The sequence below is a fragment of the Rhodobacteraceae bacterium S2214 genome (assembly GCA_025141675.1).
In the GTDB taxonomy this organism is placed as follows: Bacteria; Pseudomonadota; Alphaproteobacteria; order Rhodobacterales; family Rhodobacteraceae; genus Yoonia.
This window is the reverse complement of record CP081161.1, coordinates 1358488-1379405: the sequence shown is the minus strand read 5'-3', so window position 1 is coordinate 1379405 and position 20918 is coordinate 1358488. Positions and strand designations below refer to the sequence as shown.

At 55.1% G+C, this 20918-nt stretch carries 23 protein-coding genes; 12 read left to right on the top strand and 11 right to left on the bottom strand.

What is annotated here, in order from left to right:
- Positions 1-21: 21 nt before the first annotated feature.
- Complete coding sequence (locus tag K3729_06830) at positions 22-615, bottom strand: hypothetical protein (GenBank protein UWR00483.1); 594 nt, start codon at positions 613-615, stop codon at positions 22-24.
- 235 nt (positions 616-850) lie between these two features.
- Between K3729_06830 and thrS the strand changes: the two genes are divergently transcribed.
- Positions 851-2800, top strand: coding sequence for a threonine--tRNA ligase (gene thrS / locus K3729_06825; protein ID UWR00482.1), 1950 nt, complete (start codon positions 851-853; stop codon positions 2798-2800).
- A 100-nt stretch (positions 2801-2900) separates the two neighbouring features.
- Here thrS and K3729_06820 read toward each other — a convergent pair whose 3' ends face one another.
- Positions 2901-3269, bottom strand: coding sequence for a hypothetical protein (locus K3729_06820; GenBank protein ID UWR00481.1), 369 nt, complete (start codon positions 3267-3269; stop codon positions 2901-2903).
- A gap of 36 nt (positions 3270-3305) precedes the next feature.
- Positions 3306-3632 (bottom strand): arsenate reductase, encoded by a 327-nt coding sequence (locus K3729_06815; GenBank protein ID UWR00480.1) that lies wholly within the window; start codon positions 3630-3632, stop codon positions 3306-3308.
- A gap of 137 nt (positions 3633-3769) precedes the next feature.
- Here K3729_06815 and K3729_06810 point away from each other — a divergent pair, with 137 nt between their 5' ends.
- Positions 3770-3976, top strand: coding sequence for a cold-shock protein (locus K3729_06810; GenBank protein UWR00479.1), 207 nt, complete (start codon positions 3770-3772; stop codon positions 3974-3976).
- A gap of 66 nt (positions 3977-4042) precedes the next feature.
- Here the strand turns inward: K3729_06810 and K3729_06805 are convergent, their stop codons facing one another.
- Both K3729_06805 and K3729_06800 read right to left on the bottom strand, forming a co-directional pair.
- The gene (locus K3729_06805) at positions 4043-4525 is read right to left on the bottom strand and encodes a dihydrofolate reductase (protein ID UWR00478.1); all 483 of its coding nucleotides are present in this window, start codon (positions 4523-4525) and stop codon (positions 4043-4045) included.
- A gap of 3 nt (positions 4526-4528) precedes the next feature.
- Positions 4529-5335, bottom strand: coding sequence for a thymidylate synthase (locus K3729_06800; GenBank protein UWR00477.1), 807 nt, complete (start codon positions 5333-5335; stop codon positions 4529-4531).
- Positions 5336-5717: 382 nt separating this feature from the next.
- On the opposite strand from K3729_06800, the gene K3729_06795 reads away from it, so the two are divergent.
- The 4 genes from K3729_06795 to K3729_06780 all read left to right on the top strand — a co-directional run bounded on the left by K3729_06795 (position 5718) and on the right by K3729_06780 (position 9407).
- Entirely contained in the window at positions 5718-6839 is a 1122-nt protein-coding gene (locus tag K3729_06795; protein ID UWR00476.1) for a hypothetical protein, read from the top strand.
- Positions 6826-8208, top strand: coding sequence for a hypothetical protein (locus tag K3729_06790; GenBank protein ID UWR00475.1), 1383 nt, complete (start codon positions 6826-6828; stop codon positions 8206-8208). The genes K3729_06795 and K3729_06790 overlap by 14 nt, the downstream gene beginning before the upstream one ends.
- Before the next feature lie 63 nt (positions 8209-8271).
- A complete protein-coding gene (locus K3729_06785) occupies positions 8272-8700 on the top strand; it encodes a VOC family protein (GenBank protein ID UWR00474.1) in 429 nt (142 codons plus the stop codon).
- Positions 8667-9407, top strand: coding sequence for a DUF1194 domain-containing protein (locus K3729_06780; GenBank protein ID UWR00473.1), 741 nt, complete (start codon positions 8667-8669; stop codon positions 9405-9407). Before K3729_06785 ends, K3729_06780 begins: the two co-directional genes overlap by 34 nt.
- On the opposite strand, the gene K3729_06775 is transcribed toward K3729_06780, so the two are convergent.
- From K3729_06775 to K3729_06765, 3 genes are all read right to left on the bottom strand, one after another.
- On the bottom strand, positions 9408-9926 hold the full coding sequence (locus K3729_06775; protein ID UWR00472.1) for a winged helix DNA-binding protein: 519 nt from the start codon (positions 9924-9926) through the stop codon (positions 9408-9410).
- An 84-nt stretch (positions 9927-10010) separates the two neighbouring features.
- A complete protein-coding gene (locus K3729_06770; protein ID UWR00967.1) occupies positions 10011-10283 on the bottom strand; it encodes a succinate dehydrogenase assembly factor 2 in 273 nt (90 codons plus the stop codon).
- Entirely contained in the window at positions 10283-10672 is a 390-nt protein-coding gene (locus K3729_06765) for a helix-turn-helix domain-containing protein (protein UWR00471.1), read from the bottom strand. The genes K3729_06770 and K3729_06765 overlap by 1 nt, the downstream gene beginning before the upstream one ends.
- Positions 10673-10750: 78 nt before the next feature.
- On the opposite strand from K3729_06765, the gene K3729_06760 reads away from it, so the two are divergent.
- From K3729_06760 to K3729_06750, 3 genes are all read left to right on the top strand, one after another.
- Positions 10751-11953 (top strand): pyridoxal phosphate-dependent aminotransferase, encoded by a 1203-nt coding sequence (locus K3729_06760; protein UWR00470.1) that lies wholly within the window; start codon positions 10751-10753, stop codon positions 11951-11953.
- 79 nt (positions 11954-12032) lie between these two features.
- Complete coding sequence (locus K3729_06755) at positions 12033-12446, top strand: hypothetical protein (protein UWR00469.1); 414 nt, start codon at positions 12033-12035, stop codon at positions 12444-12446.
- Positions 12447-12769: 323 nt separating this feature from the next.
- A complete protein-coding gene (locus K3729_06750; GenBank protein UWR00468.1) occupies positions 12770-13045 on the top strand; it encodes a hypothetical protein in 276 nt (91 codons plus the stop codon).
- 64 nt (positions 13046-13109) lie between these two features.
- Here K3729_06750 and K3729_06745 read toward each other — a convergent pair whose 3' ends face one another.
- The 3 genes from K3729_06745 to K3729_06735 all read right to left on the bottom strand — a co-directional run bounded on the left by K3729_06745 (position 13110) and on the right by K3729_06735 (position 16106).
- Positions 13110-14471, bottom strand: coding sequence for an MATE family efflux transporter (locus K3729_06745; GenBank protein ID UWR00467.1), 1362 nt, complete (start codon positions 14469-14471; stop codon positions 13110-13112).
- 101 nt (positions 14472-14572) lie between these two features.
- Positions 14573-15070 (bottom strand): hypothetical protein, encoded by a 498-nt coding sequence (locus K3729_06740; protein ID UWR00466.1) that lies wholly within the window; start codon positions 15068-15070, stop codon positions 14573-14575.
- A 79-nt stretch (positions 15071-15149) separates the two neighbouring features.
- Positions 15150-16106 carry an isopenicillin N synthase family oxygenase gene (locus K3729_06735; protein UWR00465.1) on the bottom strand — a complete coding sequence of 319 codons (957 nt, stop codon included), beginning with the start codon at positions 16104-16106 and terminating at the stop codon, positions 15150-15152.
- Positions 16107-16263: 157 nt separating this feature from the next.
- Between K3729_06735 and K3729_06730 the strand changes: the two genes are divergently transcribed.
- The 3 genes from K3729_06730 (at position 16264) to K3729_06720 (ending at position 20905) form a co-directional block, all read left to right on the top strand.
- Positions 16264-17559: an alpha/beta fold hydrolase gene (locus K3729_06730; GenBank protein UWR00464.1), complete on the top strand. Its 1296-nt coding sequence runs from the start codon at positions 16264-16266 to the stop codon at positions 17557-17559.
- 90 nt (positions 17560-17649) lie between these two features.
- Complete coding sequence (locus K3729_06725; protein ID UWR00463.1) at positions 17650-19617, top strand: type IIA DNA topoisomerase subunit B; 1968 nt, start codon at positions 17650-17652, stop codon at positions 19615-19617.
- A 397-nt stretch (positions 19618-20014) separates the two neighbouring features.
- Positions 20015-20905: a hypothetical protein gene (locus K3729_06720; protein ID UWR00462.1), complete on the top strand. Its 891-nt coding sequence runs from the start codon at positions 20015-20017 to the stop codon at positions 20903-20905.
- Positions 20906-20918: the final 13 nt, after the last annotated feature.

Sequence of the window (20918 nt, the reverse complement as noted above, 5' to 3'; positions counted from 1 at the left end):
CGTATTGTGCAGGTTGTGCGACTACTGACGTTCGACGATGAATCCACCCTCAAGCGTCGTAGTAATGATTGGCCCGTCGCCTGGCAGTTGCCAGTCATAGTCCAATTCGACAAGCCCAGCCACGATATCGCCGCTGTCGCCTGCGACACCTCCGGCTATGATGCCTTCCACGTCTTTCACTTCGCCGTAAATCTCTAGGTCACCGGATACCTCAGCACCGACGAAAACGCCATCAGCAAAGGCAAAAGCCGCGCCATTCGATAGGGCCAATGCACCGTCAAGTGCATCACCATCGCGGCTGTAAAAGTCGACTACTTCGCCAGTCACATCGCCGGTATCGAAGTCGACGCCCATGATCATATCACCGCCCAACCCGATCCCACCATATGAGTCAGGCAGCAATCCAACCGCCAAAACGCCTTTAAATTCGGCGCGTCCGGTGACTGCAACTGAATCGGCGGGCGTGACATCAAGCGTCTCGCCTATTGCGGCAAGTCGGGACGTTTCCGCGCGGAGCGCATTAATCCCAGATATTGGCGGCGGATTTGACGTACTTCCCCCGCCACAGGCCGACAGGATCGCCAAAGCGAAAAAACCCAGTAAAATCTCTCTCATTAGATGACACCTTGCTCATAAGAATACTGCATGGGGTCGTTTTGCCGCCCAATTGTGGCGCAAGGACGGATGCTGAATGGCGATTGCGTGTCGCGCGCCGTCACCTTTCAAGATGGCGGACCGCGGGCGCACAGGTGGTGCCTTGACCGCTTCGCGAAGTTTCGCCATTTAGGCCAAACACATAACCCGCAACCGGGCGCTTCGTAGGCGCCAAACTGACGAGGAGCCCAATAGCATGGCCCAAATCTCTCTTACATTTCCTGACGGCAACGCGCGCCAATACGAGGCTGGCATCACTGCCGCTGACGTAGCTGCTGATATATCAAGCAGCCTGCGCAAAAAGGCGATTTCTGCGACCGTGAACGGGCAGCATTTCGACCTGCATTGGCCGATTGAGGAAGACGCGTCCATCGCGCTGCACACCATGAAAGATGAAGAGCAAGCACTGGAACTTGTTCGCCACGATCTAGCGCACATCATGGCGCGTGCAGTCCAAGAATTGTGGCCAGATGTGCAGGTCACTATCGGGCCTGTGATCAAAGACGGTTGGTACTACGACTTTGATCGCAAAGAACCTTTCGTTCCCGAAGATCTCGCGACTATTGAAAAGAAGATGAAGGAAATCATCAACAAGCGCGATGAAGTCCGAACCGAGATTTGGGATCGCCCACGGGCAATCCAGCACTACAAAGATAAGGGCGAACCGTACAAGGTCGAACTCATCGAAAGCATCCCGGGTGATGAACCGCTACGCATGTATTGGCATGGCGACTGGCAAGACCTGTGTCGTGGACCGCACCTGCAGCACACTGGGCAGATCGCGGGTGATTGCTTCAAACTGATGTCCATCGCAGGTGCCTACTGGCGCGGCGACAGCGACCGTCCGATGTTGCAACGTATCTACGGCGCGGCCTTCACCAACAAAGAAGGTCTGAAACAACACTTGCACCGTCTGGAAGAAGCTGCCTTGCGTGATCACCGCAAGTTGGGTCGCGAAATGGACTTGTTCCATATGCAAGAAGAAGCGCCCGGTCAGGTCTTCTGGCACCCTAACGGCTGGCAGGTGTACACCGAACTGCAAGACTACATGCGCCGCCAACAGCGCAAAGGCGGCTACGTCGAAGTGAACACGCCACAAGTCGTGGACCGCAAATTGTGGGAAGCGTCAGGTCACTGGGAAAAGTACCAAGAAAACATGTTCATCGTCGAAGTTGACGAAGATCATGCACGTGAAAAAGCGGTCAACGCGCTCAAGCCGATGAACTGCCCGTGCCACGTGCAAATCTTTAACCAAGGCTTGAAATCTTACCGCGACCTGCCGCTGCGCATGGCCGAATTCGGGTCTTGCGCACGGTATGAGCCGTCAGGCGCGCTGCACGGCATCATGCGCGTGCGCGGCTTTACCCAAGACGATGGGCACATCTTCTGCGCCGATGACCAGATCACTGCGGAAACCAAGGTCTTCATCGACTTCCTGTCCCGCGTCTACAGCGATCTCGGCTTTGACGACTGGACCATCAAACTGTCCACACGTCCTGAAAAACGGATCGGGTCGGACGAGACTTGGGACCAGATGGAAGCAGCGCTTGGCGATGCATGTCGTGCGGCAGGGCATGAGTTTGAAATCCTCGAAGGTGAAGGCGCGTTCTACGGGCCAAAGCTTGAATTCACACTAACCGACGCGATTGGCCGCGACTGGCAATGTGGCACACTTCAGGTGGACGCAAACCTGCCCGAACGGCTCGACGCGAGTTATATCGGACAGGATGGCAACAAACATCAGCCGGTCATGCTGCACCGCGCGACCCTCGGATCCTTTGAACGCTTTATCGGCATTCTGATCGAGGAACACGCGGGCAAACTGCCGTTCTGGCTGGCACCGCGTCAGGTCGTCGTGGCCTCGATCATCTCGGACGCCAATGACTACGTGCATGAAGTTGTTGCGGCGCTGAAAGCTGCGGGCGTGCGGGCTGAAGCCGACATTCGCAACGAAAAGATCAACTATAAGGTCCGCGAACATTCGCTTGGCAAGGTGCCTGCGATCCTCGCGATCGGCGCGCGTGAAGTTGAAGAACGGACCGTCAACCTGCGTCGTTTGGGTGAAAAGCAGACCAAGGTGATTGCCCTCGACGAGATCGTCAAAGATCTCGGCCTAGAAGCCACCCCACCCGACCTACGAAGCTGACGCAAAAGGGGGCCACCGCGGCCCCCTTTTCTTTTGGTCATAAATATCTCGGGGGTTTGGGGGCCGGCCCCCAATCACCGCTTGCGCCAAAATACAGCCCCTAAAAGTGGGCCTTTTCTTCGTCAGGTTTACCCGCAGCAATCGCCAACAGACCGCCCAAACCAGCGAACCCGATCGGGAACATCGTACCGATGTTGAACCCGAACGCCGTGTAGAACGCCGCACAAGACAGCAGCAACGCGATCCCGGCCCACAAGGCGCGGGTCTTGGCCATCGCACCACCCGCAATCGCTAATAGCGGGGCTAGAAAGCTCATCGCGCGAATGTAATCAGGGTTTTCAAGCAACCAGAATGTCTCGCCTACTTCAGGTACATTCGCAGTCAGTTCGGCATAGCCGTAGCCCACCAATCCAACCACGATCCCCATCAGGCCCGCGATAATTCCTAAAATGCCAGCAGCATTACGCATGTCGTTCTCCTTTGCCTGCAGATATGCATGGCATGTTCATGCGCCAAGCCATTTGGCCTGCGTGGCTTTGTCCCAGCCGATGGTCCAATCGTCACCGATCACCACCGGGCGTTTCATCAATGTTGGATGGGCCCGCAGCAAGTCTTTGGGATCGCTTTCTTTTTCGGCATCACTCAACCCACGCCACGTGGTTGATGCCTTGTTAATCGCCTTAGCGGGGAATTTCTCGACGATTTGCTCAATTTCGGCGTCGGTCAATCCATCGGCCCTGACATCGGTGACCTGCACATCAATTCCAGCAGCCTCTAACGCCTTCAGCGCTTTACGGCACGTGTCGCAGGTTTTTAGTCCAATAAAGCGCATTTCCGCCTCCTTTTTAGGCAATTCGAGCGCCTTTAGATTTTATTGTCGCTCAGATTTGCCTTCTCAAAAATCGCCCTATCCTTACGTGAAGCAATATCAAATTTGAAGACAACATCGAATGACTGGGAGACGTCCAAATGCCAAGCGGGACAGTAAAATGGTTCAACACAGCCAAGGGTTTCGGGTTCATTGCCCCTGAAGAAGGCGGCGCCGACGTTTTCGTGCATATCTCTGCGGTTGAACAATCAGGCCTGACGGGCTTGGCAGATGACGAAAAGGTCACCTACGAACTGATCGACGGACGCGATGGTCGTCAGATGGCCGGGAACATTGTGAAGCAATAAGACTATTGCGGGCCTGTCAGCGCCCTAGTCCATATGGCACCCAAAAGTGCGGAGGTGATGGTCGCCTCACTTAATTAATTCGCGCAACACGCAGGCTGGTCCTTCAGGGCGCAACACGTGCTGGCCGATCTGACGCCATTCGGTTTCATCGAATGTAGGGAAAAACGTATCGGCGTCCGACACAGTCAGGTCTACTTCTGTGATCAAAAGCCTGTCCGCTAATGGAAGCAGCGCCGCATAGATACCCGCGCCGCCAATCCCGTAGACGCGGGTGTAGCCTGCTGCATGGCATGCCGCGATGGCCGCTTCGATTGATTCGACGACATCATCGGGTCCATCAAGCGCAGACCGCGTGACCACGACATTATGGCGCCCTTTGAGCGGGCGGTAGGCTTCGGGCAGGCTGTCCCATGTCCGCCGTCCCATGATGACCGCCCCGCCCCGCGTCTCGCGTTGAAACATCGCGAGATCTTCCGGCAGGTGCCAAGGCATGTCCCCGTCTCGCCCGATTGCGTTGTTTTTGGCCCGTGCTACGATCAGTGAAATCATGGTCTAAACCGCCACCGGCGCTTTGATCACCGGTTCTGGATTGTAGTTTTCGAACGCAAAGTCGTCGAACTTGAAGTCAAAGATGCTGTCGACTTTCCGTTTTATGACCAAACGCGGGGCTTCGTGCGGCGTGCGCGCAAGCTGGGTCGCGACCTGATCCATGTGGTTCGAATAGATATGCGCGTCGCCCATCGTGTGGATGAATTCACCCGCTTTGTATCCCGTCACATGGGCCAGCATTTCCAGCAGCAGTGCGTAGGACGCGATGTTGAACGGCACCCCAAGGAACATATCGGCAGAGCGTTGATAAAGCTGCATGTGCATCGTGTCGCCCTGCACGCGCACCTGCCACAACGTATGGCACGGCGGCAGCGCCATGTCGTCAACGTCGCCGGGGTTCCATGCGGACACGATATGACGGCGCGACGATGGGTTGGTTTTGATCGCCTCCACCAGCGCTGAAATCTGGTCGATCTCGCCCACTAGCGCCCCGTTCTTCACCTGTGGAAAGTGCCGCCATTGGTAACCGTATACCGGCCCCAAATCACCATCGGCATCGGCCCATTCATCCCAGATGCGGACACCGTTTTCCGTCAAATACCCGATGTTTGTATCACCAGCGAGAAACCACAGCAGTTCATGGATAATGGACTTGAGATGCAGCTTCTTCGTCGTCACTAGTGGGAAGCCGTCGCGCAGATCGTAGCGACATTGCATCCCGAAGTACGACGTCGTGCCGGTGCCGGTCCGGTCATCAGACGGCACCCCTTTGTCCAGAACGGTTCGAAGTGCGTTAAGATATTCTTGCATGCCGGTCCCCTTGTGACGCTCGAATCGCGGCGCCTTGTGAGGGCAAGACTTAACGGAGCAGGCAGGACCGACAAGGGTACTACTGGAATCAAGACCCGCGATTTACCGCCGATCCAGACAAAAACACCGTGCAAACACATGAATAATTAACCATTTTCGCGCAACGTGTGGTGGAATGGAAATGTCTTGCTACAGCTATTTCAGGCCTAAAAATTGCCATTTTGATCTGTCATCAGACAACTACATATAGGGCGGCGTTGCCGAAAATCCGCGATATCACGTGGAAAATGCGTATATTTTCGCCTCTCGCACGTTGACACGCAGCCCCCCAAACACGAGAGTGACACAAATCTTGACTTTGCAGAAAAAGCGGACGCCACCTATGACACGCACCCCACTTACACTGGCCATGCTGGCCGTTCTCGCGGCTTGTGGCGATGGACAGCCGCTTTTTGATGTCGAAGACGCGACAGATGGGACCGAAACAGACATCCCCTTTCAGGACGTAGAGCCGGATGACGTTGACGAACCAGAAGACGTCTTGAACGCCGGTACCATTGCGCCACCGCTGCGCGGCGTATTGTCTGATCGCGGCGACATTGTGCGTGTCGAGGCCCCGAATGAAATCGGTGGGGGCGTTACATCACTGTTCAACTATAGCGGCGATGGCGACGTTTTTGTCATCGACGGCATCGCATTTGATGGCCTGAACCAATACGAACGGTTCGAAGCGCTGCCGCAAATTGGTACGGTTGCGGTCTATCAAGGCGATCTTCAAGTTACGGATTCCTTGTCAGGTAACCAAATCGACCAGATCGTTCCATATTTTGCTTTATACGACGTCAGTGACGTCATCGTTGGCGAAGGTGAAGATGATCAAGCTTTCCGGACATCATTCGCAGTTGTACGGACCGGCGGATATGGCGACTACGGTTTTGGTACCTTTGCGTATCAGCGCGCGGGTGATTTCACCGTTCCGACGACAGGCCAAGCCACGTTCAACGGCACATATGCCGGACTTCGCGTTTCGGACACGTTCTCAACGTCTGACTTGCCCGTGCGTGATATCCTGACGTCCGCTGACATCAATATTGATATCGATTTTGACGACTTTAACGGAACACCTGGTATCAAAGGCGTCCTTAGCAACCGCCAGGCCTATAACGAATTCGGTTCTGCCATTGAAACGAACCGCAACATTGATGCGTCGCTTGGCAGCACAAATGCAGTCCAACTGCCGAACCTGCCATTCATTATCCGCGAAGGCGGCACGACAATTTCCGAGAATGGCGAAATTGGCGGCAACCTTTCCAACACAATTATCGACCGTACTGGCGCGATCCGTGTCTACGAAACGGGAACATACGCTGGTATCATCGCAGGTGACCTGACCGATGCGGCTGATGGTGGTGAAATTGTTGGTGTGATCGTGATCGAATCCGAAGATTCGCGTTTTCAGGGTGTAAACTTCCAAGAGACCGGAGGCTTTATTGCCACACGTTAAACAATTGGGGCGGCGCGTCTGCGCCGCCATTGTTGCGGCAACCCTAAGCGTTTCACCGGCTGTATCCCAGCAGGTGCAATTGACTGCAGGACAAGTTCAGCAAATCGCGCTTGCCGCTCTGCAACAAGGTGATGCACGCGTAGCCGCACAAGCGGCCAACGCGCTCCTTGAACGTGATCCCCAAAACGCAGGCGCGCTCATTTTACGCACCGAAGCTGCACTACTTGCGGAGGATTTTGCGGGTGCTGTTGAATTCGGTAGCCGTGCACATTGGAATGCAGCGACAGCAAATCAACGGTTCTCGGCGGCACGTTTGGTCGCATTCGCGCACGTCGAACAAGAAAACTATACGCGGTCCCAAGCTTGGTTGCGTTTGGCGCGGCAAGATGCGCCAAACGATCAGGCGCGTGAAGCGGTCGCACGCGATTTCCGCGCCGTTCGGTCGCGCAATCCGCTGTCCGTCAATTTGCGTTTCGGCATCACGCCATCGACAAACGTAAACAATGGCAGCTCCAGCGAGACGACCGATCTTTTCGATCTTGGTCTGCCCTTCGTACTCAACGGCGATGCACGCGCGTTATCCGGTTGGGAAGCCTCAGCGAGTGCAAACTTGCGTTATCGCGCCCATACGAATGAAACGTCAGCGACATTCTTGGACCTCGGGTTTTCCGGCCGCACCTATTGGCTAACGGAAAATGCAAAAGACCAAGCTGGCGAAGGCGTCACAGGCAGTGATTTTTCAAACGCGACGCTCAGTCTTGGCGCTACGCACCGCTTCATCCTTTCGCCAGACATGCAACCGACCAGTGCGACGCTGTCCTTTGGACAAAGCTGGTATGGCGGCGATGCGAACGCGCGCTTTGTAACAGCATCGGCATCCCAGTCGTGGAAGTTGTCGGATAGAGATACGATCCTGCTGTCCGGCTTTGCGCAAAAGCAAACCAGCCTCGAAGACAGTGATCCGGTCATGACCTATAACCTGCAAACGGTTTGGGCGCGTGACCTTGCCGACTATGGTAACTTGGCGGTGTCGATTGCGGTGCGCGATAGCCAGTCAAACAACCGTGACGCGGACTATGATTCCGCCCGCGTTGGCATCAACTATGATTTCCCAGAGCCGCTATTCGGTGTGCAAATCGGCACGACCTTCAGCTACGAAGCACGCGATTTCGAAGCGTCCCGCTTTAGTCCTTTATTTGGGCGAGATGAGACGATCAAATCCGCCAGCGTTCGTGCGGTTTTCACTGATATCGAATATCTTGGCTTCCAGCCGGTTGTGAACATCGAACGCACAGTTCAAGAATCGTCGATCGACCTGTTTGACCGCGAATTCACGAACTTTGGGTTTGATATCACGTCATCGTTCTGACCGATTGCGCTTGGCCAAAGCGCAACAGCGCCCTAGGTTGTGACCACAATCAAGGAGCCTTTAATGTCACTTAAATATTTGCACACCATGGTGCGCGTGAAAGACCTAGACGCGTCTATCGCGTTTTTTGAACTGCTCGGGATGAAAGAAACAAAGCGGCACGAAAATGAAGGTGGTCGCTTTACGCTACTATTCATGGCCGCCCCCGGCGACGAAGATTGTCCGGTTGAGCTAACGTATAACTGGGACGGCGACGATGGCCTGCCATCCGACAGCCGCCACTTTGGTCACCTCGCCTATCGCACATCCAATATTTATGCGTTGTGCCAGCATCTTATGGACAATGGCGTGACAATTAACCGACCGCCACGCGATGGCCATATGGCTTTTGTCCGCTCACCAGACAATGTGTCTATCGAACTGCTGCAAGAAGGTGAAAACCTACCCGCTCAAGAACCATGGGCGAGCATGGAAAACACCGGCCATTGGTAAGACACGCTGTCTTTTGTTTGATATTTGCGTGGGCAGCATTGCCCGCGCAAGCCTGCCGTTTGGCGCTGGTTCTCGCGATTGATGTCTCGAATTCTGTCGACGAAGCCGAAGATCAATTACAGCGCCAAGGTCTTGCCAGCGCCCTACTTGCCCCTGACGTACAAAGCGCGTTTTTCGTGACAGACGATCCCGTTGCTTTGCTGGTCTATGAATGGAGCGGGCGTTATCACCAAAAAGTCTTGGTCGAATGGCGTGACATAACGCGTGAACAAGATTTGCAGGACGTATCGAGAAATATCGCAAATTCGACGCGCGGTCAGCGCGATTTCCCAACCGCAATGGGCTACGCGCTTGGCTATGCCGCAACGCGGCTACGCGAACGGCCTGATTGTTTCGCAAAAACCGTTGATATCGCCGGAGACGGTAAAAACAATGACGGTTTTGGCCCTGCCGAAGCCTACAATGCTTTTGCGTTTGACAACGTGACGGTGAATGGTTTGGTCGTCGATGCGTCCATTCTTGAAACGCGGGACGACCTTGTGGCTTTCTTCCAAGACGAAGTCATTCGGGGACCAGGATCGTTCACCGAAGTCGCCGATGGCTTTGCTGATTACGAAGACACAATGCGTCGGAAATTGATCAGAGAACTTCTATCTCAAATGATCGGGGATGCGGCACCACCGCCATCCCCTAATCCACGCGGTTGATCAATAGATATAGCGGATTTGTTCAGTCCAATAACGTTCGACTCGACGCAAAGCTGTCGTGATGTCGTCCATACCCTGATGATCAAGCACGCCGCGTCCCATCAGACCATCGGCATGTGTCGCAAATAGTTTCGCCACGATAGTTCGGATGTGCCGCCCTTTTTCCGTCAAACTAACCCGCACTGACCGGCGATCAACTTCGGAACGTTGATGGTGCATGTATCCCATATCAACGAGTTTCTTCAGGTTATAGCTGACATTAGATCCCTGATAATACCCGCGGGACTTCAGTTCGCCTGCCGTCACTTCGTTGTCGCCGATATTGAACAACAGCAGCGCCTGCACCGCATTAATTTCCAATACCCCGACACGTTCAAATTCGTCTTTGATCACATCGAGCAATAGCCGATGCAGCCGTTCCACCAGCGTCAGACCTTCAAGGTAACTGGCCATAAACGCGACGGTGCTGGCCTGTTCGGGCGCTTTTTCTTCTGTCGCCAAATGGGAATGAATGCTCATCACTATCTCCGTCAATCACTGCTTCATTGAGCAATGACAGGAGAATCCCAACATTTCGTTAAATTTTCCCCAAAAACGGGGGGCCTAATTTGGTCGGGTCAATCCTGACGCGAGGCCCATGATCACGGTCATAATACCTGCGTATTCTTCCGGTGCCTCGCCTTGACCCGTGATCCAACCGTAAATATCGTGATCGTATTCTTTGAGAAAGCTGTCGTACGTCTCAAGCTCTGCATCCGACAGATCCGGCATATAGTCCGTGGCATAGGCCGTCAGGATCAAGTCCATTTCCTTGATCCCACGGCGGATCGACCGCATATGAAGCCGCTTGATTTTGGTGTCTCGTGTCTCTGTCATCATTCAGTCAGCGCCTTACGCAGCCTTTTCTCCAGCTCGCCCAGCTTCACGGACGATTTTGCGATTTGTGCCCGTAGGCGGCGCATCTCGACCAACATATCATTCACGTCATTCGAAATTTCGGTGCCGTCTTCAGGGTTCTCGGGCCCTTCGCCGACGCCTGTCAGCAACCAACGCAAAGACACGCCCAACAGGCCTGTCAGCATTTGTAGCCGGTTCGCCCGTGGTTCTTTCCAGTCGTTTTCCCACGCATCAAGCGTCGTCACTTTGACACCAAGTTGCGTTGCAAGTTCCACTTGGTCCAATCCGGCTGCAGATCGTGCCGCAACCAACCGGTCCCCTAGCGTTGCTGCGTCGTCGCCGTACCAATTATCATCGTCAGTCATCATCTCGTCCTTGTCGCTTGCGTCAGGGGCCGTGTCCACCCTATGACATGGCTAACCTTAGTTGACCACAGGACCAGCGCCATGACCTTTCTGTCCGCGACACTCGACCGCGTTAAGCCGTCACCGACCATTGCAGTGACCACGAAAGCGCAGGAACTGAAGGCAGCTGGCCGCGATGTAATCGGTCTGGGCGCTGGCGAACCTGATTTCGACACGCCGCAGAACATCAAGGACGCAGGCATCGCTGCAATTAACGCGGGCAAGACCAAATATACCGCGGTCGATGGTATCCCAGAGCTGAAGCAGGCAATCTGCACCAAATTCAAACGCGACAACGATCTGGACTATACCACAGCCCAAGTCACCGTGGGTACGGGCGGCAAACAGGTGTTGTACAATGCCTTTATCGCAACGCTGAACGCGGGCGACGAGGTGATCATCCCTGCCCCCTACTGGGTATCATATCCTGACATGGTGAAATTGGGCGGCGGCGAACCTGTATTCGTCGAAGGCGTGATGGAACAAGGATATAAGATCACAGCAGACCAGCTAGAGGCCGCGATTACGCCCAAGACAAAATGGTTTCTGTTCAATTCGCCGTCCAACCCGACTGGTGCGGGCTATTCGTGGGACGAGTTGAAAGCACTAACTGATGTGCTGGTTCGCCACCCCCATGTTTGGGTGATGACCGATGATATGTATGAACATCTGGCCTACGGCGACTTCAAATTTTGCACCCCGGCACAGGTTGAACCCGCATTATATGACCGCACGCTCACCATCAATGGCGTCTCAAAGGCCTACGCGATGACAGGCTGGCGGATCGGCTATGCGGCAGGACCCGAGATGCTGATCAAGGCGATCCGCAAGGTCCAATCGCAGTCCACATCGAACCCCTGCACGATCAGCCAATGGGCGGCGGTGGAGGCCCTGAACGGCACACAAGATTACCTTGCGCCAAACAACGACCTGTTCATCACCCGGCGCGATCTGGTGGTGGACCTGCTGAACAAGGCCCCTGGTATCGTCTGCCCGAAACCGGAAGGCGCGTTCTATGTCTATCCGTCGATTGCTGGCTGCATCGGAAAAACGTCGAAAGCGGGCGTGACGATTATTGATGACGAAGTCTTTGCAACAGCGCTTCTGGAAGAAACGGGCGTCGCTGTCGTGTTTGGCGCAGCGTTTGGTTTGTCACCGAATTTTCGCGTCAGCTATGCCACCTCGAACGAGTCGCTGCGCGAGGCCTGCAACCGGATTATCACGTTCTGTGAAGGCCTTTCCTGATCAGCAAAGCAAGGTAGCTTGTGCATCATCCTACTGCTAAGGTTCATGCATAAGTCCTGTTGATCACACGAGTTTCGCCATGTCCGCCGAATTACCAGACTACTACTTCCGCGTTCGCGAAAACGGCGCGTTTGTGTTTCGTGTCGACACGGAAAACCGTCAGCGTCGGATCGAGATGGATCAGATTGCGGTCGTGAATGTGCGCAACGGCGAGGTCAAACCACACGGCGACCGCGTACTATCAGAAGCGGACATTGCAGCCATCCAAGACTGGTTAAACGACCGCGTCGCTTTGCTGGCCGAACGTGATGTCGATGACATTCTGCGCGCCGTGGATCACATGAACCTGACAACGCAATGGGTTCAATCACGGGCAACAGAAGAGCAACTGGATCAGGTGACGGATTCCTTACTGCTGGCGATGCATGATCTTCGGACTGTGCTTGTACGGAAAAAGGCAGACCGTCTTTTGCGCGAAAGCAGCAATGAATAATTCAGCTCCTGCGCTGTATATCTCTATCCAGATGCCGCGGTTCTTTTAATTCTATTAGCGCATCACAATCGCCCAAAACGACGACGCGAATTGAAATCTGTAATAGACGAATTCAGGTCGTTGCCTTCAATAGAATTTCCAGCGCTCAAGATGGCCGCCCGTGAAAACTGAACGCTTAAAGTTTTTAATCGTTAAAAATCAAGATATTAAAGAAAAGATCCCATCCTCCCCACCTTTTTCTTGAATTTCACCGCAACCATTTTCGTTCCGCCCAGTTGCTATATCAACCGCAGCAAGCGGATAACGAACTAACGGAGACGAAAATGAAAAACCTTATTAAACCAGCTGCCCTGAGCCTTTTTGCAATTACTGCTGCTAATTCAGCATTTGCCGACGCACACGAAACAGCAACTGATTTGACATGTGCTGAATTCATGGAAATGGAACGCATTGACCAGACACAGGCACTGAACGCGCTGACTGGCGAAGTTGACGGCGTAATGAAAGACGACGATTCAATCGCAGAGATCGCGGTACTGTGTAACGGACGTGACGACGATAACCTTGCGGAAATCCTTGACGATGATGCGGATTCCTAAATCCAGCGTCTCGCGCAAGTGAGATATTATGGGGCGTACCAGCAATGGTGCGCCCTTTATCGTTTTAGGCGTGACTGTTGATCCGCACCGACCGTCCCCAAAACCGCCACAACAGCAGAACCGCCGCAACCGCCAGCCCCACGACCAGCCCGAGCCATAGCCCTACGCCTTCTAGGCCAAGCGGGAAGGCCAGGATGTAACTGATCGGCAGTCCAATCACCCAGTAGCTGATCGTCGCCATGACCATCGGCACGCGTGTATCCTGAACCCCGCGCAACAGGCCAAGCGCCATGACTTGCAATGCGTCCACAACTTGGAACAATCCGGCGCAAGCCAGCAAGGCGACCCCAATTTTCAACAGCTCCGCTTTGGCTGGTTCATCCGGATCGATAAAGGCTGAAATCAGGGGTTCGGGGAATAATAAGAAGACGAACATTGTGAACACGGCAAAGACAGCCGACAATGTGATCGCAACCTTACCGCCCCGCCGCAGACCGTCTTCGTCGCGCCGCCCCAATGCGCGTCCCGCCCGCACAGTTGCTGCTTGGGAAAATCCGATGTGAACCATGAACGTCAGGCTTGCCAACTGGATTGCGATGCCGTGTGCCGCCAATGGCAACGGCCCCAGCCATCCGATCATCACAGCCGACGCACTAAACAATCCGCCTTCTGCCAAGGCCGTTAAACCAATGGGCCAGCCCAGCGCAAAGACCCGCTTCATGACCTCTGTGTCTGGCGCAAAGACATTGCGCAGCAGTTGAAACTGCGGCGTTTTCCACAATGCGTAAATCAACAGGATCACGACGTTCAAGATCGTCAGGCTCAGCGATGCAATCGCGGCCCCTTTGATCCCAAGTTCAGGTGCACCCCAGTTACCGAAGATCAGTGCGTAGTTCACGAACCCGTTCAGAACCGCTGATCCAATCGTCGACCATAGAATAATGGCCGTTTTTTCCAGTGCCGCAAGAAAGCTCTTTAGCGTCATCACCAGCAAAGCCGGGATCATCTGGAATGCCACGATGTGCAGGTAAATCTGGGCTTCTGCAGCGACAGCCGGGTCTTGGCCAATCGCGATCAAGAGCGCCTCAGTCCAGATAAATGGGATCATGATCACCCCGCCATAAATAATCGACAACCACAGTGCCATGCGTGTTGCGCGGCGGACCTGCTGGTCGTCGCCTGCCTCTGCGGCGGCTGCGACCAATGGTGTCACGGCCTGCGCAAAGCCGGATCCAACGATGAAGGTCAGAAAGAAAAATGTCCCCGCAATCGTTGATGCTGCAAGTGCGGTGACCGAATACCACCCCAGCATCACAGTGTCCGTGATGTGGATCGCGAATTGCGCAAGATTACTAAGGATCAACGGCATCCCGAGCTTCATAATAGCGCGTGAATGTTCCGGATATGTGGTGGCTATTTGTTGCATGCCGTAGGCTTAGGCCTAGGGTTGGTATGCGTCCAGCCCTATCGCCCTATGGGCGCAAATTTTGGATGCTGTCCAGCCTGCAGCCAGGAACCCGATCAGGCCTATTGCATGATCGAAACCGATTGCGCGGGATTGGCACCGCGCAACAGCGAGCGTGCGTATAGTTTGTGAAGCGTAGTAATGGCCCGCACGACAACCCCATCACCCGGTGTGACCGCCGATCCAAAATGTAGCCGCGTACCACCCTCTATGGGCGAAACCATAAACCACGACCGTGTGTGTCCAGCCATGTCGCACAGCAGCACTTGGTCTTCGGTGCGATCTTCGACGGTCCATGCTGCGAATTCTTGGGTGTCGCCATGTGCAACGGCGTGGACATCTTCGTCTGTCGATGGCCGACGGACGGCATATTTAAGGATCAGCCGTTCCGCCCTGAACAACGGCGTCGTGTAAAAAGCGGTGATAAAGTCTGACAGACTAACATGCCCCGCGATGTCCTTCACGTAGCAATCAGTGTAGTTTTTCGGGTCTGCTGTGTAGCGTTGCAGCAGCGCGTCTGCTGGTAACGGGATTGCGTGTACGGCGGTGTTGGCAGGCATCGATTGATCCTCTCATCATGTACAGGCGCACGATGCTCCCACGCTGATCAGATAACAACGGTCTTCGGGTGCGACAGATTCACCCCGATGCCGCGTTGAATTTGCCCATCAGGTAATCCCCAAAGGCGATAGGCGGATACGCCGCTGATCCATCCAGCGGCTTGATCACCGCGTCCCAGTTCGGTTGGTAAAAGTAGGCGAGCGACAGGCGTTTCGGCTGGTCAGGTTTGGCCACAACACGGTGCAATGTGCTGACCCAACGGTCCGCGGTCCAACGCGCCATAAGGTCACCGATATTGATCACAAACGTATCTTTCGGCGCATTGACATCAATCCAACCGTCATCTTGCTTTACCTGCAGGCCTTGCGATCCCTGCTGCGGCAACAGGATTGTCAGTGCGCCATAGTCCGTATGCGCGCCCGCCCGTTGCTGGCCGACGAGCGCCTGCCCCCGTGTGGCTGGATAATGCAAAGCACGTAAGGCGGACGCCGGTTCTGTGCCGAAGGGGGCAAAGAAATCCGTCGGCAAATCAAGTGCTTCGGCAAAGGCACACATGATGCGGCCACCTAGATCTTCGACGGCCTGATAATAGGCCGCCCATGCCTCGCGAAACCCTACCAATTCGGGCCAAGGCGTTCGCGCGGACGCAAATGCCTGCGATTGCGGATCATCGACTTGAACCTGAAGCGGAAACGCACGTCCGTTAAAGCTCTCCTTGAGGTCAGGCGGGGTATCCACGCCTTTGCTTTTCGCCAACGCTTCTTGATCGGGACCAAGGTAACCATAAGGGCCACCAGCTACCGGAGGACGGACCGCCTGTTTTGATGCGTTATCAAGTGCAAAAAACGCATCGGCTGCAGCCCACATGTCGTGGATCGTTTTTGCTGCGACGCCGTGACCTGACAGCACGATAAACCCCGTCATGCAGCACATTTCGTCAAGAGCGGCAGCACGCGTTTTACGGTCAGCCCCTGTCGCAGCTTCGAATGCTGCAAGATCAAATGCCCCAATGCTCACGCTTTTGCCCCGCCGCATGGCAGTTGCGTCACGTCACGACAGCCGATCGTCAAAACACGCATCTAGATATCCTTCAGCTTTGTACTATCGTTCTGGTTATCTGAGCAGCGCACGCCCCGAATAGCAATGCTTGTCGGTGTGCCGCTCATGTCTCATCTTTGGAGGAAGATACCCGATGCAAACCAAGACCACGGCCCTTGCCTTGTCCCTTATGGCAGGTTCTGCCCTTGCCGATGGCCATGCCACGAACCGCGTTGACGGGATGCGACCCGATGCGCCAGCACTTGCAGCACTCGGCGATCATAATGTGGGGGTGCAGACATTCAGCTTCACCAATCCCGATCAGATCGACATCGTCAACACGGCCGCAGAAGGTGACATCGCCCGCGCGGATCGGACATTGGACGTAGAAATCTGGTATCCAGCCGAGGCGACGACACAGGCGGGCGGCACCTATGAAACCGTCACCCGCGACGGCGTCACGCCCGTCGTACTTCACGGTCAGGCCGCGCGTGATGCAGCACCGATGACGGGCGAAACCTATCCGCTTGTGATCCTCAGCCACGGCTATCCGGGCAACCGCTTCCTGATGTCCCATTTGGGCGAAAACCTGGCATCCAAGGGCTACGTCGTAGCGTCGATTGACCACACAGACAGCACTTATTCGGATCAGGCAGCGTTTGGATCGACACTCGTAAACCGACCATGGGACCAACGGTTTGTATTGGACCAAATCGCGGCGCTCGACGGTGATTTAGGCGCGATGACGGACGCGGATAACGCTGCCGTTGTAGGCTATTCGATGGGCGGATACGGGGCGTTGATCTATGCAGGCGCAGGCGTGACCGAGGTCAGCACGACCTACGAATGGGGCGCGCCGCAAGGGTTGCTTGGCCGGAACCTCGCCGGATCAGAAAGCCATGCTGCACTGGACGATAACCGCGTGAAAGCATTCGTGGCCATCGGTCCGTGGGGCAAGAACACGGGGTTCTGGGACGATACGGGTCTTGCAGGCATCACCAAGCCCTTGATGTTGATTGCTGGTGGCATTGATGACGTGTCCATCTACGGCGCAATCCGCGAAATTTTCACAGGTACAGTCAACACAACGCGTCACCTGCTGACCTTTGACAACGCCAACCACAACGCCGCAGCGCCAATCCCTGCCCCCGCCGAAAGCTACGGCATTTCGGACACCTTGGGGCGCAGCACCTTTGATCACTACAGCGATGCGGTTTGGGATAACGTGCGGATGAACAATATCACCCAGCATTTTGTCACTGCTTACCTTGATCAACATCTCAAGGGGGCGGATACCGCTGAATTCTTCGACCTGACACCAAACGCCACTGACGGTGTTTGGGATATCGCGGAAGACGGCACCGTCGGTGCGGATCACACCTATTGGGCCGGTTTTGCGGATCGAACAGCCGTTGGGCTACGGTTCGAAACGCTCACCCAAGGCGAGTAGACCCAACATCTTGTGGATAAGGGCAAGGATGCGATTGCCCTTATCCACGCCGCACATCATAATGCGTCCAAACAAATAAGGGGCGGCAGTATGGCGAGCGATCTTCTTTCAGGCTCTGGCGGCAACGAGAAAAACACATATGACGCGTCCAGCATTCAGGTGCTGGAAGATATGGAACACGTCCGTCTGCGCCCCGGCATGTACATCGGCGGTAAAGACGACCGCGCGTTGCACCATATGGTCGCGGAAATCGTCGATAACTCGATGGATGAAGCGGTGGCCGGTCACGCCACGTGGATTGAAATCGAACTGCACGAAAATGGCCATTGCACGGTGCGTGACAACGGACGCGGCATCCCGACCGATCCGCATCCCAAAGACCCATCAAAAACCGCGCTCGAGATCATCTTCTGTACGCTGAACGCTGGTGGTAAATTCTCGGGCGATAGCTATGAAACCTCAGGCGGTTTGCACGGTGTGGGCTCATCCGTTGTGAACGCGCTGTCCGATCACCTACGGGTTGAAGTGGCGCGCAACAAAGAACTGATGATGATGGAATTTTCGCGCGGTGTGCCACAAGCACCGCTGGCGAAAATCGGAGCCGCCCCGAACCGGCGCGGAACATCTGTGACCTTCCATCCTGACGCGGAAATTTTTGGGTCGCTGAAGCTGAAACCTGCCCGCCTGTTTAAAATGGCACGGTCCAAGGCGTACCTTTTTTCGGGCGTTGAAATCCGTTGGAAAACGGGCATCGACGATGGGGAAACGCCGAAAGAGGCGATGTTCAAATTCCCCGGCGGTCTAGCCGATTACCTGAACGAAACGCTGTCAGGCGCGACGACATATGCGGATGCACCCTTCGCCGGAACGGTTGATTTCAAAGACAAATTCAACGTGCCGGGCAAGGTCGAATGGGCCGTGAACTGGACCCCGACACGCGACGGTTTCATCCAGTCCTATTGTAACACCGTGCCAACGCCAGAAGGCGGGACGCACGAGGCTGGTTTCTGGTCCGCGATCCTGAAAGGCATCAAGGCATACGGTGAACTTGTATCCAACCGCAAGGCCAGCACGATCACCCGCGACGACCTGACAACGGGGGCTGGTGCGCTTGTGTCCTGCTTTATCCGCGAACCGGAATTTGTGGGGCAGACGAAGGACCGATTGGCCACGACCGAAGCACAGCGTATGGTTGAAAATTCCGTGCGCGACCACTTTGACAACTGGTTGGCGGCGGACACGAAATCAGCGGGCGCGATCCTTGATTTCCTTGTGCTGCGGGCCGAAGAACGGCTGCGCCGCAAACAGGAAAAAGAAACCGCACGAAAGACAGCGACAAAGAAGCTGCGCCTGCCCGGCAAGCTGGTCGATTGTTCGGCCACGAACCGCGAGGGCACAGAGCTGTTTATCGTCGAGGGTGATTCCGCGGGTGGTTCTGCCAAAATGGCGCGAGACCGCAAAACGCAGGCCCTACTTCCGCTGCGTGGTAAGATTTTGAACGTGCTGGGGGCCGCGTCGAACAAGCTGGGTTCCAACGCGGAAATCAACGATCTGACACAAGCACTTGGCGTGCAACTCGGGCCGAAATTCGTGGTCGATGACCTGCGCTACGACAAGATTATCATCATGACCGATGCGGACGTCGACGGCGCGCACATCGCGGCGCTGCTGATGACATTCTTCTTTACGCAGATGCGGCCGATGATCGACAACGGGCACCTCTATCTGGCCTGCCCGCCGCTGTACCGCCTGACGCAAGGTGCGAAACGGTTGTACGTGGCCGACGACGCCGAGAAGAATGTGATGATGGAGAAAGGTCTGGGCGGCAAAGGCAAAATCGACGTGCAGCGCTTTAAGGGTCTGGGCGAGATGGATGCAAAAGACCTGAAAGACACGACGATGAACCCCGAAACCCGCAAACTGATCCGCGTCTCAATCGACGACGACATGCCGGGCGAAACAGGCGATCTGGTAGAGCGGCTGATGGGCAAGAAACCCGAGCTGCGGTTCCAATACATCCAAGAAAACGCGCGGTTCGTGGAGGAGTTGGATGTTTGAGTTTCACATTTAATTTTAGCTCATTTGCAGGATTCCTTCGATCTTTCTCCAAGCCAGACCTTGAGTTTGAAGTTCCGACTTCTTCGGTACGTATGAAAGTCCAAATGCGCTACGCGGATGGAAAAACGAACTACTGCTTGCGCACATCAAAGATGGGTGCTGTATCTTATTACGATCTAAAGAGGCACGAAGCGCTAGAACTCGCTGAGGCCCTGATCACTGCGTCAGAAAAAGACCCAAATCATCAAGAATAAATTACGCTACCTTGAATGACCTTGTGTGTCGGGCGCTGCCCGACACCTGAGCTAATGCTTGCCCCCTGTGACGCCCGTCACATCCCTCCCCCGTCAGAATCGTTAACACTTTCCGTATCAACTTATTACGGAAGGCTTTGATCATGACATTTTCACGCAATTTCGCGCTATTACTCGTCCCCTTAACCCTCGCCGCTTGTGGCGGCACGACGACGCAACCCGAATTCGACAATCCTGATCCCCCTGCCCCGACAACCCAGGCGGTGGCCCGCGCCGATGTTGCCTCTGCGTCGGTCTTTTCCGATTGGGTCGAGGCAGGTGATACCCGTACGGTTTTGCGCACCCGTCCATCGGATGGGGACACGACCACCTATGCGTTGACCCTTGAGGATGTGGATGCTTTGAACGGTTCCACGTTTTCATCATTTTCCAACACCGATAGCGGCCCCCGCTGGCGGATGTTCGAAGCAAAGGGTCCAGGAGGCGCTGTGGCCCGTTTGACCGGATTTATGGATGATCGGGGCAACCTGTCTTACGCCCCCCAATCCGAATTTATCACGACAGGCGGATCCATCCCCTTGACCGGCAACGCCAATTATAGCGGCGATTATGTGGGCACGTTGACCTTGGGATCGGGCACGCTAAACCCGAATTATACTTCGAACTATGTGACCGGTGACGTCTCTATCACCGCCGATTTCGGAAACGAAGTGTTGGATGGGCGCATTTCGAACCGTACCGCGTACAGAACGGCAAGCAACAATGAGATTTTCGATCTTGCGGATGTGACGCTTGGTCGATTGGAGCTAACGGGCGGACGCAGCAATGCCCCTTATGGTGGTGGCACGTTAGGTGGTACAATTCAGGCGTCCGGATATACGCCGCAGAATTCCACGATCAACGGGTCATGGAATGCGGCAGCGTCCGGCGATGCGGCTGAAGCAATCACGGGTTCAGTTTCGATCAATCACGCGTACACTGGCACAACGCGCGACCAGACCGAAACCGGCGTTTTCGTCACGACGCAAGATTAATCCGGGTCGGGGC

Excerpts from the sequence above, each read along its gene's own strand:
- K3729_06805 (UWR00478.1), bottom strand. The coding sequence starts at position 4,525 with ATGATTTCACTGATCGTAGCACGGGCCAAAAACAACGCAATCGGGCGA.
- K3729_06735 (UWR00465.1), bottom strand. The coding sequence starts at position 16,106 with ATGCGGCGGGGCAAAAGCGTGAGCATTGGGGCATTTGATCTTGCAGCA.
- K3729_06820 (UWR00481.1), bottom strand. The coding sequence starts at position 3,269 with ATGCGTAATGCTGCTGGCATTTTAGGAATTATCGCGGGCCTGATGGGG.
- thrS (UWR00482.1), top strand. The coding sequence starts at position 851 with ATGGCCCAAATCTCTCTTACATTTCCTGACGGCAACGCGCGCCAATAC.
- K3729_06800 (UWR00477.1), bottom strand. The coding sequence starts at position 5,335 with ATGCAAGAATATCTTAACGCACTTCGAACCGTTCTGGACAAAGGGGTG.
- K3729_06795 (UWR00476.1), top strand. The coding sequence starts at position 5,718 with ATGACACGCACCCCACTTACACTGGCCATGCTGGCCGTTCTCGCGGCT.
- K3729_06785 (UWR00474.1), top strand. The coding sequence starts at position 8,272 with ATGTCACTTAAATATTTGCACACCATGGTGCGCGTGAAAGACCTAGAC.
- K3729_06780 (UWR00473.1), top strand. The coding sequence starts at position 8,667 with ATGGGCGAGCATGGAAAACACCGGCCATTGGTAAGACACGCTGTCTTT.
- K3729_06765 (UWR00471.1), bottom strand. The coding sequence starts at position 10,672 with ATGATGACTGACGATGATAATTGGTACGGCGACGACGCAGCAACGCTA.
- K3729_06775 (UWR00472.1), bottom strand. The coding sequence starts at position 9,926 with ATGAGCATTCATTCCCATTTGGCGACAGAAGAAAAAGCGCCCGAACAG.
- K3729_06730 (UWR00464.1), top strand. The coding sequence starts at position 16,264 with ATGCAAACCAAGACCACGGCCCTTGCCTTGTCCCTTATGGCAGGTTCT.
- K3729_06755 (UWR00469.1), top strand. The coding sequence starts at position 12,033 with ATGTCCGCCGAATTACCAGACTACTACTTCCGCGTTCGCGAAAACGGC.
- K3729_06740 (UWR00466.1), bottom strand. The coding sequence starts at position 15,070 with ATGCCTGCCAACACCGCCGTACACGCAATCCCGTTACCAGCAGACGCG.
- K3729_06720 (UWR00462.1), top strand. The coding sequence starts at position 20,015 with ATGACATTTTCACGCAATTTCGCGCTATTACTCGTCCCCTTAACCCTC.
- K3729_06830 (UWR00483.1), bottom strand. The coding sequence starts at position 615 with ATGAGAGAGATTTTACTGGGTTTTTTCGCTTTGGCGATCCTGTCGGCC.
- K3729_06760 (UWR00470.1), top strand. The coding sequence starts at position 10,751 with ATGACCTTTCTGTCCGCGACACTCGACCGCGTTAAGCCGTCACCGACC.
- K3729_06810 (UWR00479.1), top strand. The coding sequence starts at position 3,770 with ATGCCAAGCGGGACAGTAAAATGGTTCAACACAGCCAAGGGTTTCGGG.
- K3729_06815 (UWR00480.1), bottom strand. The coding sequence starts at position 3,632 with ATGCGCTTTATTGGACTAAAAACCTGCGACACGTGCCGTAAAGCGCTG.
- K3729_06745 (UWR00467.1), bottom strand. The coding sequence starts at position 14,471 with ATGCAACAAATAGCCACCACATATCCGGAACATTCACGCGCTATTATG.
- K3729_06770 (UWR00967.1), bottom strand. The coding sequence starts at position 10,283 with ATGACAGAGACACGAGACACCAAAATCAAGCGGCTTCATATGCGGTCG.
- K3729_06750 (UWR00468.1), top strand. The coding sequence starts at position 12,770 with ATGAAAAACCTTATTAAACCAGCTGCCCTGAGCCTTTTTGCAATTACT.
- K3729_06725 (UWR00463.1), top strand. The coding sequence starts at position 17,650 with ATGGCGAGCGATCTTCTTTCAGGCTCTGGCGGCAACGAGAAAAACACA.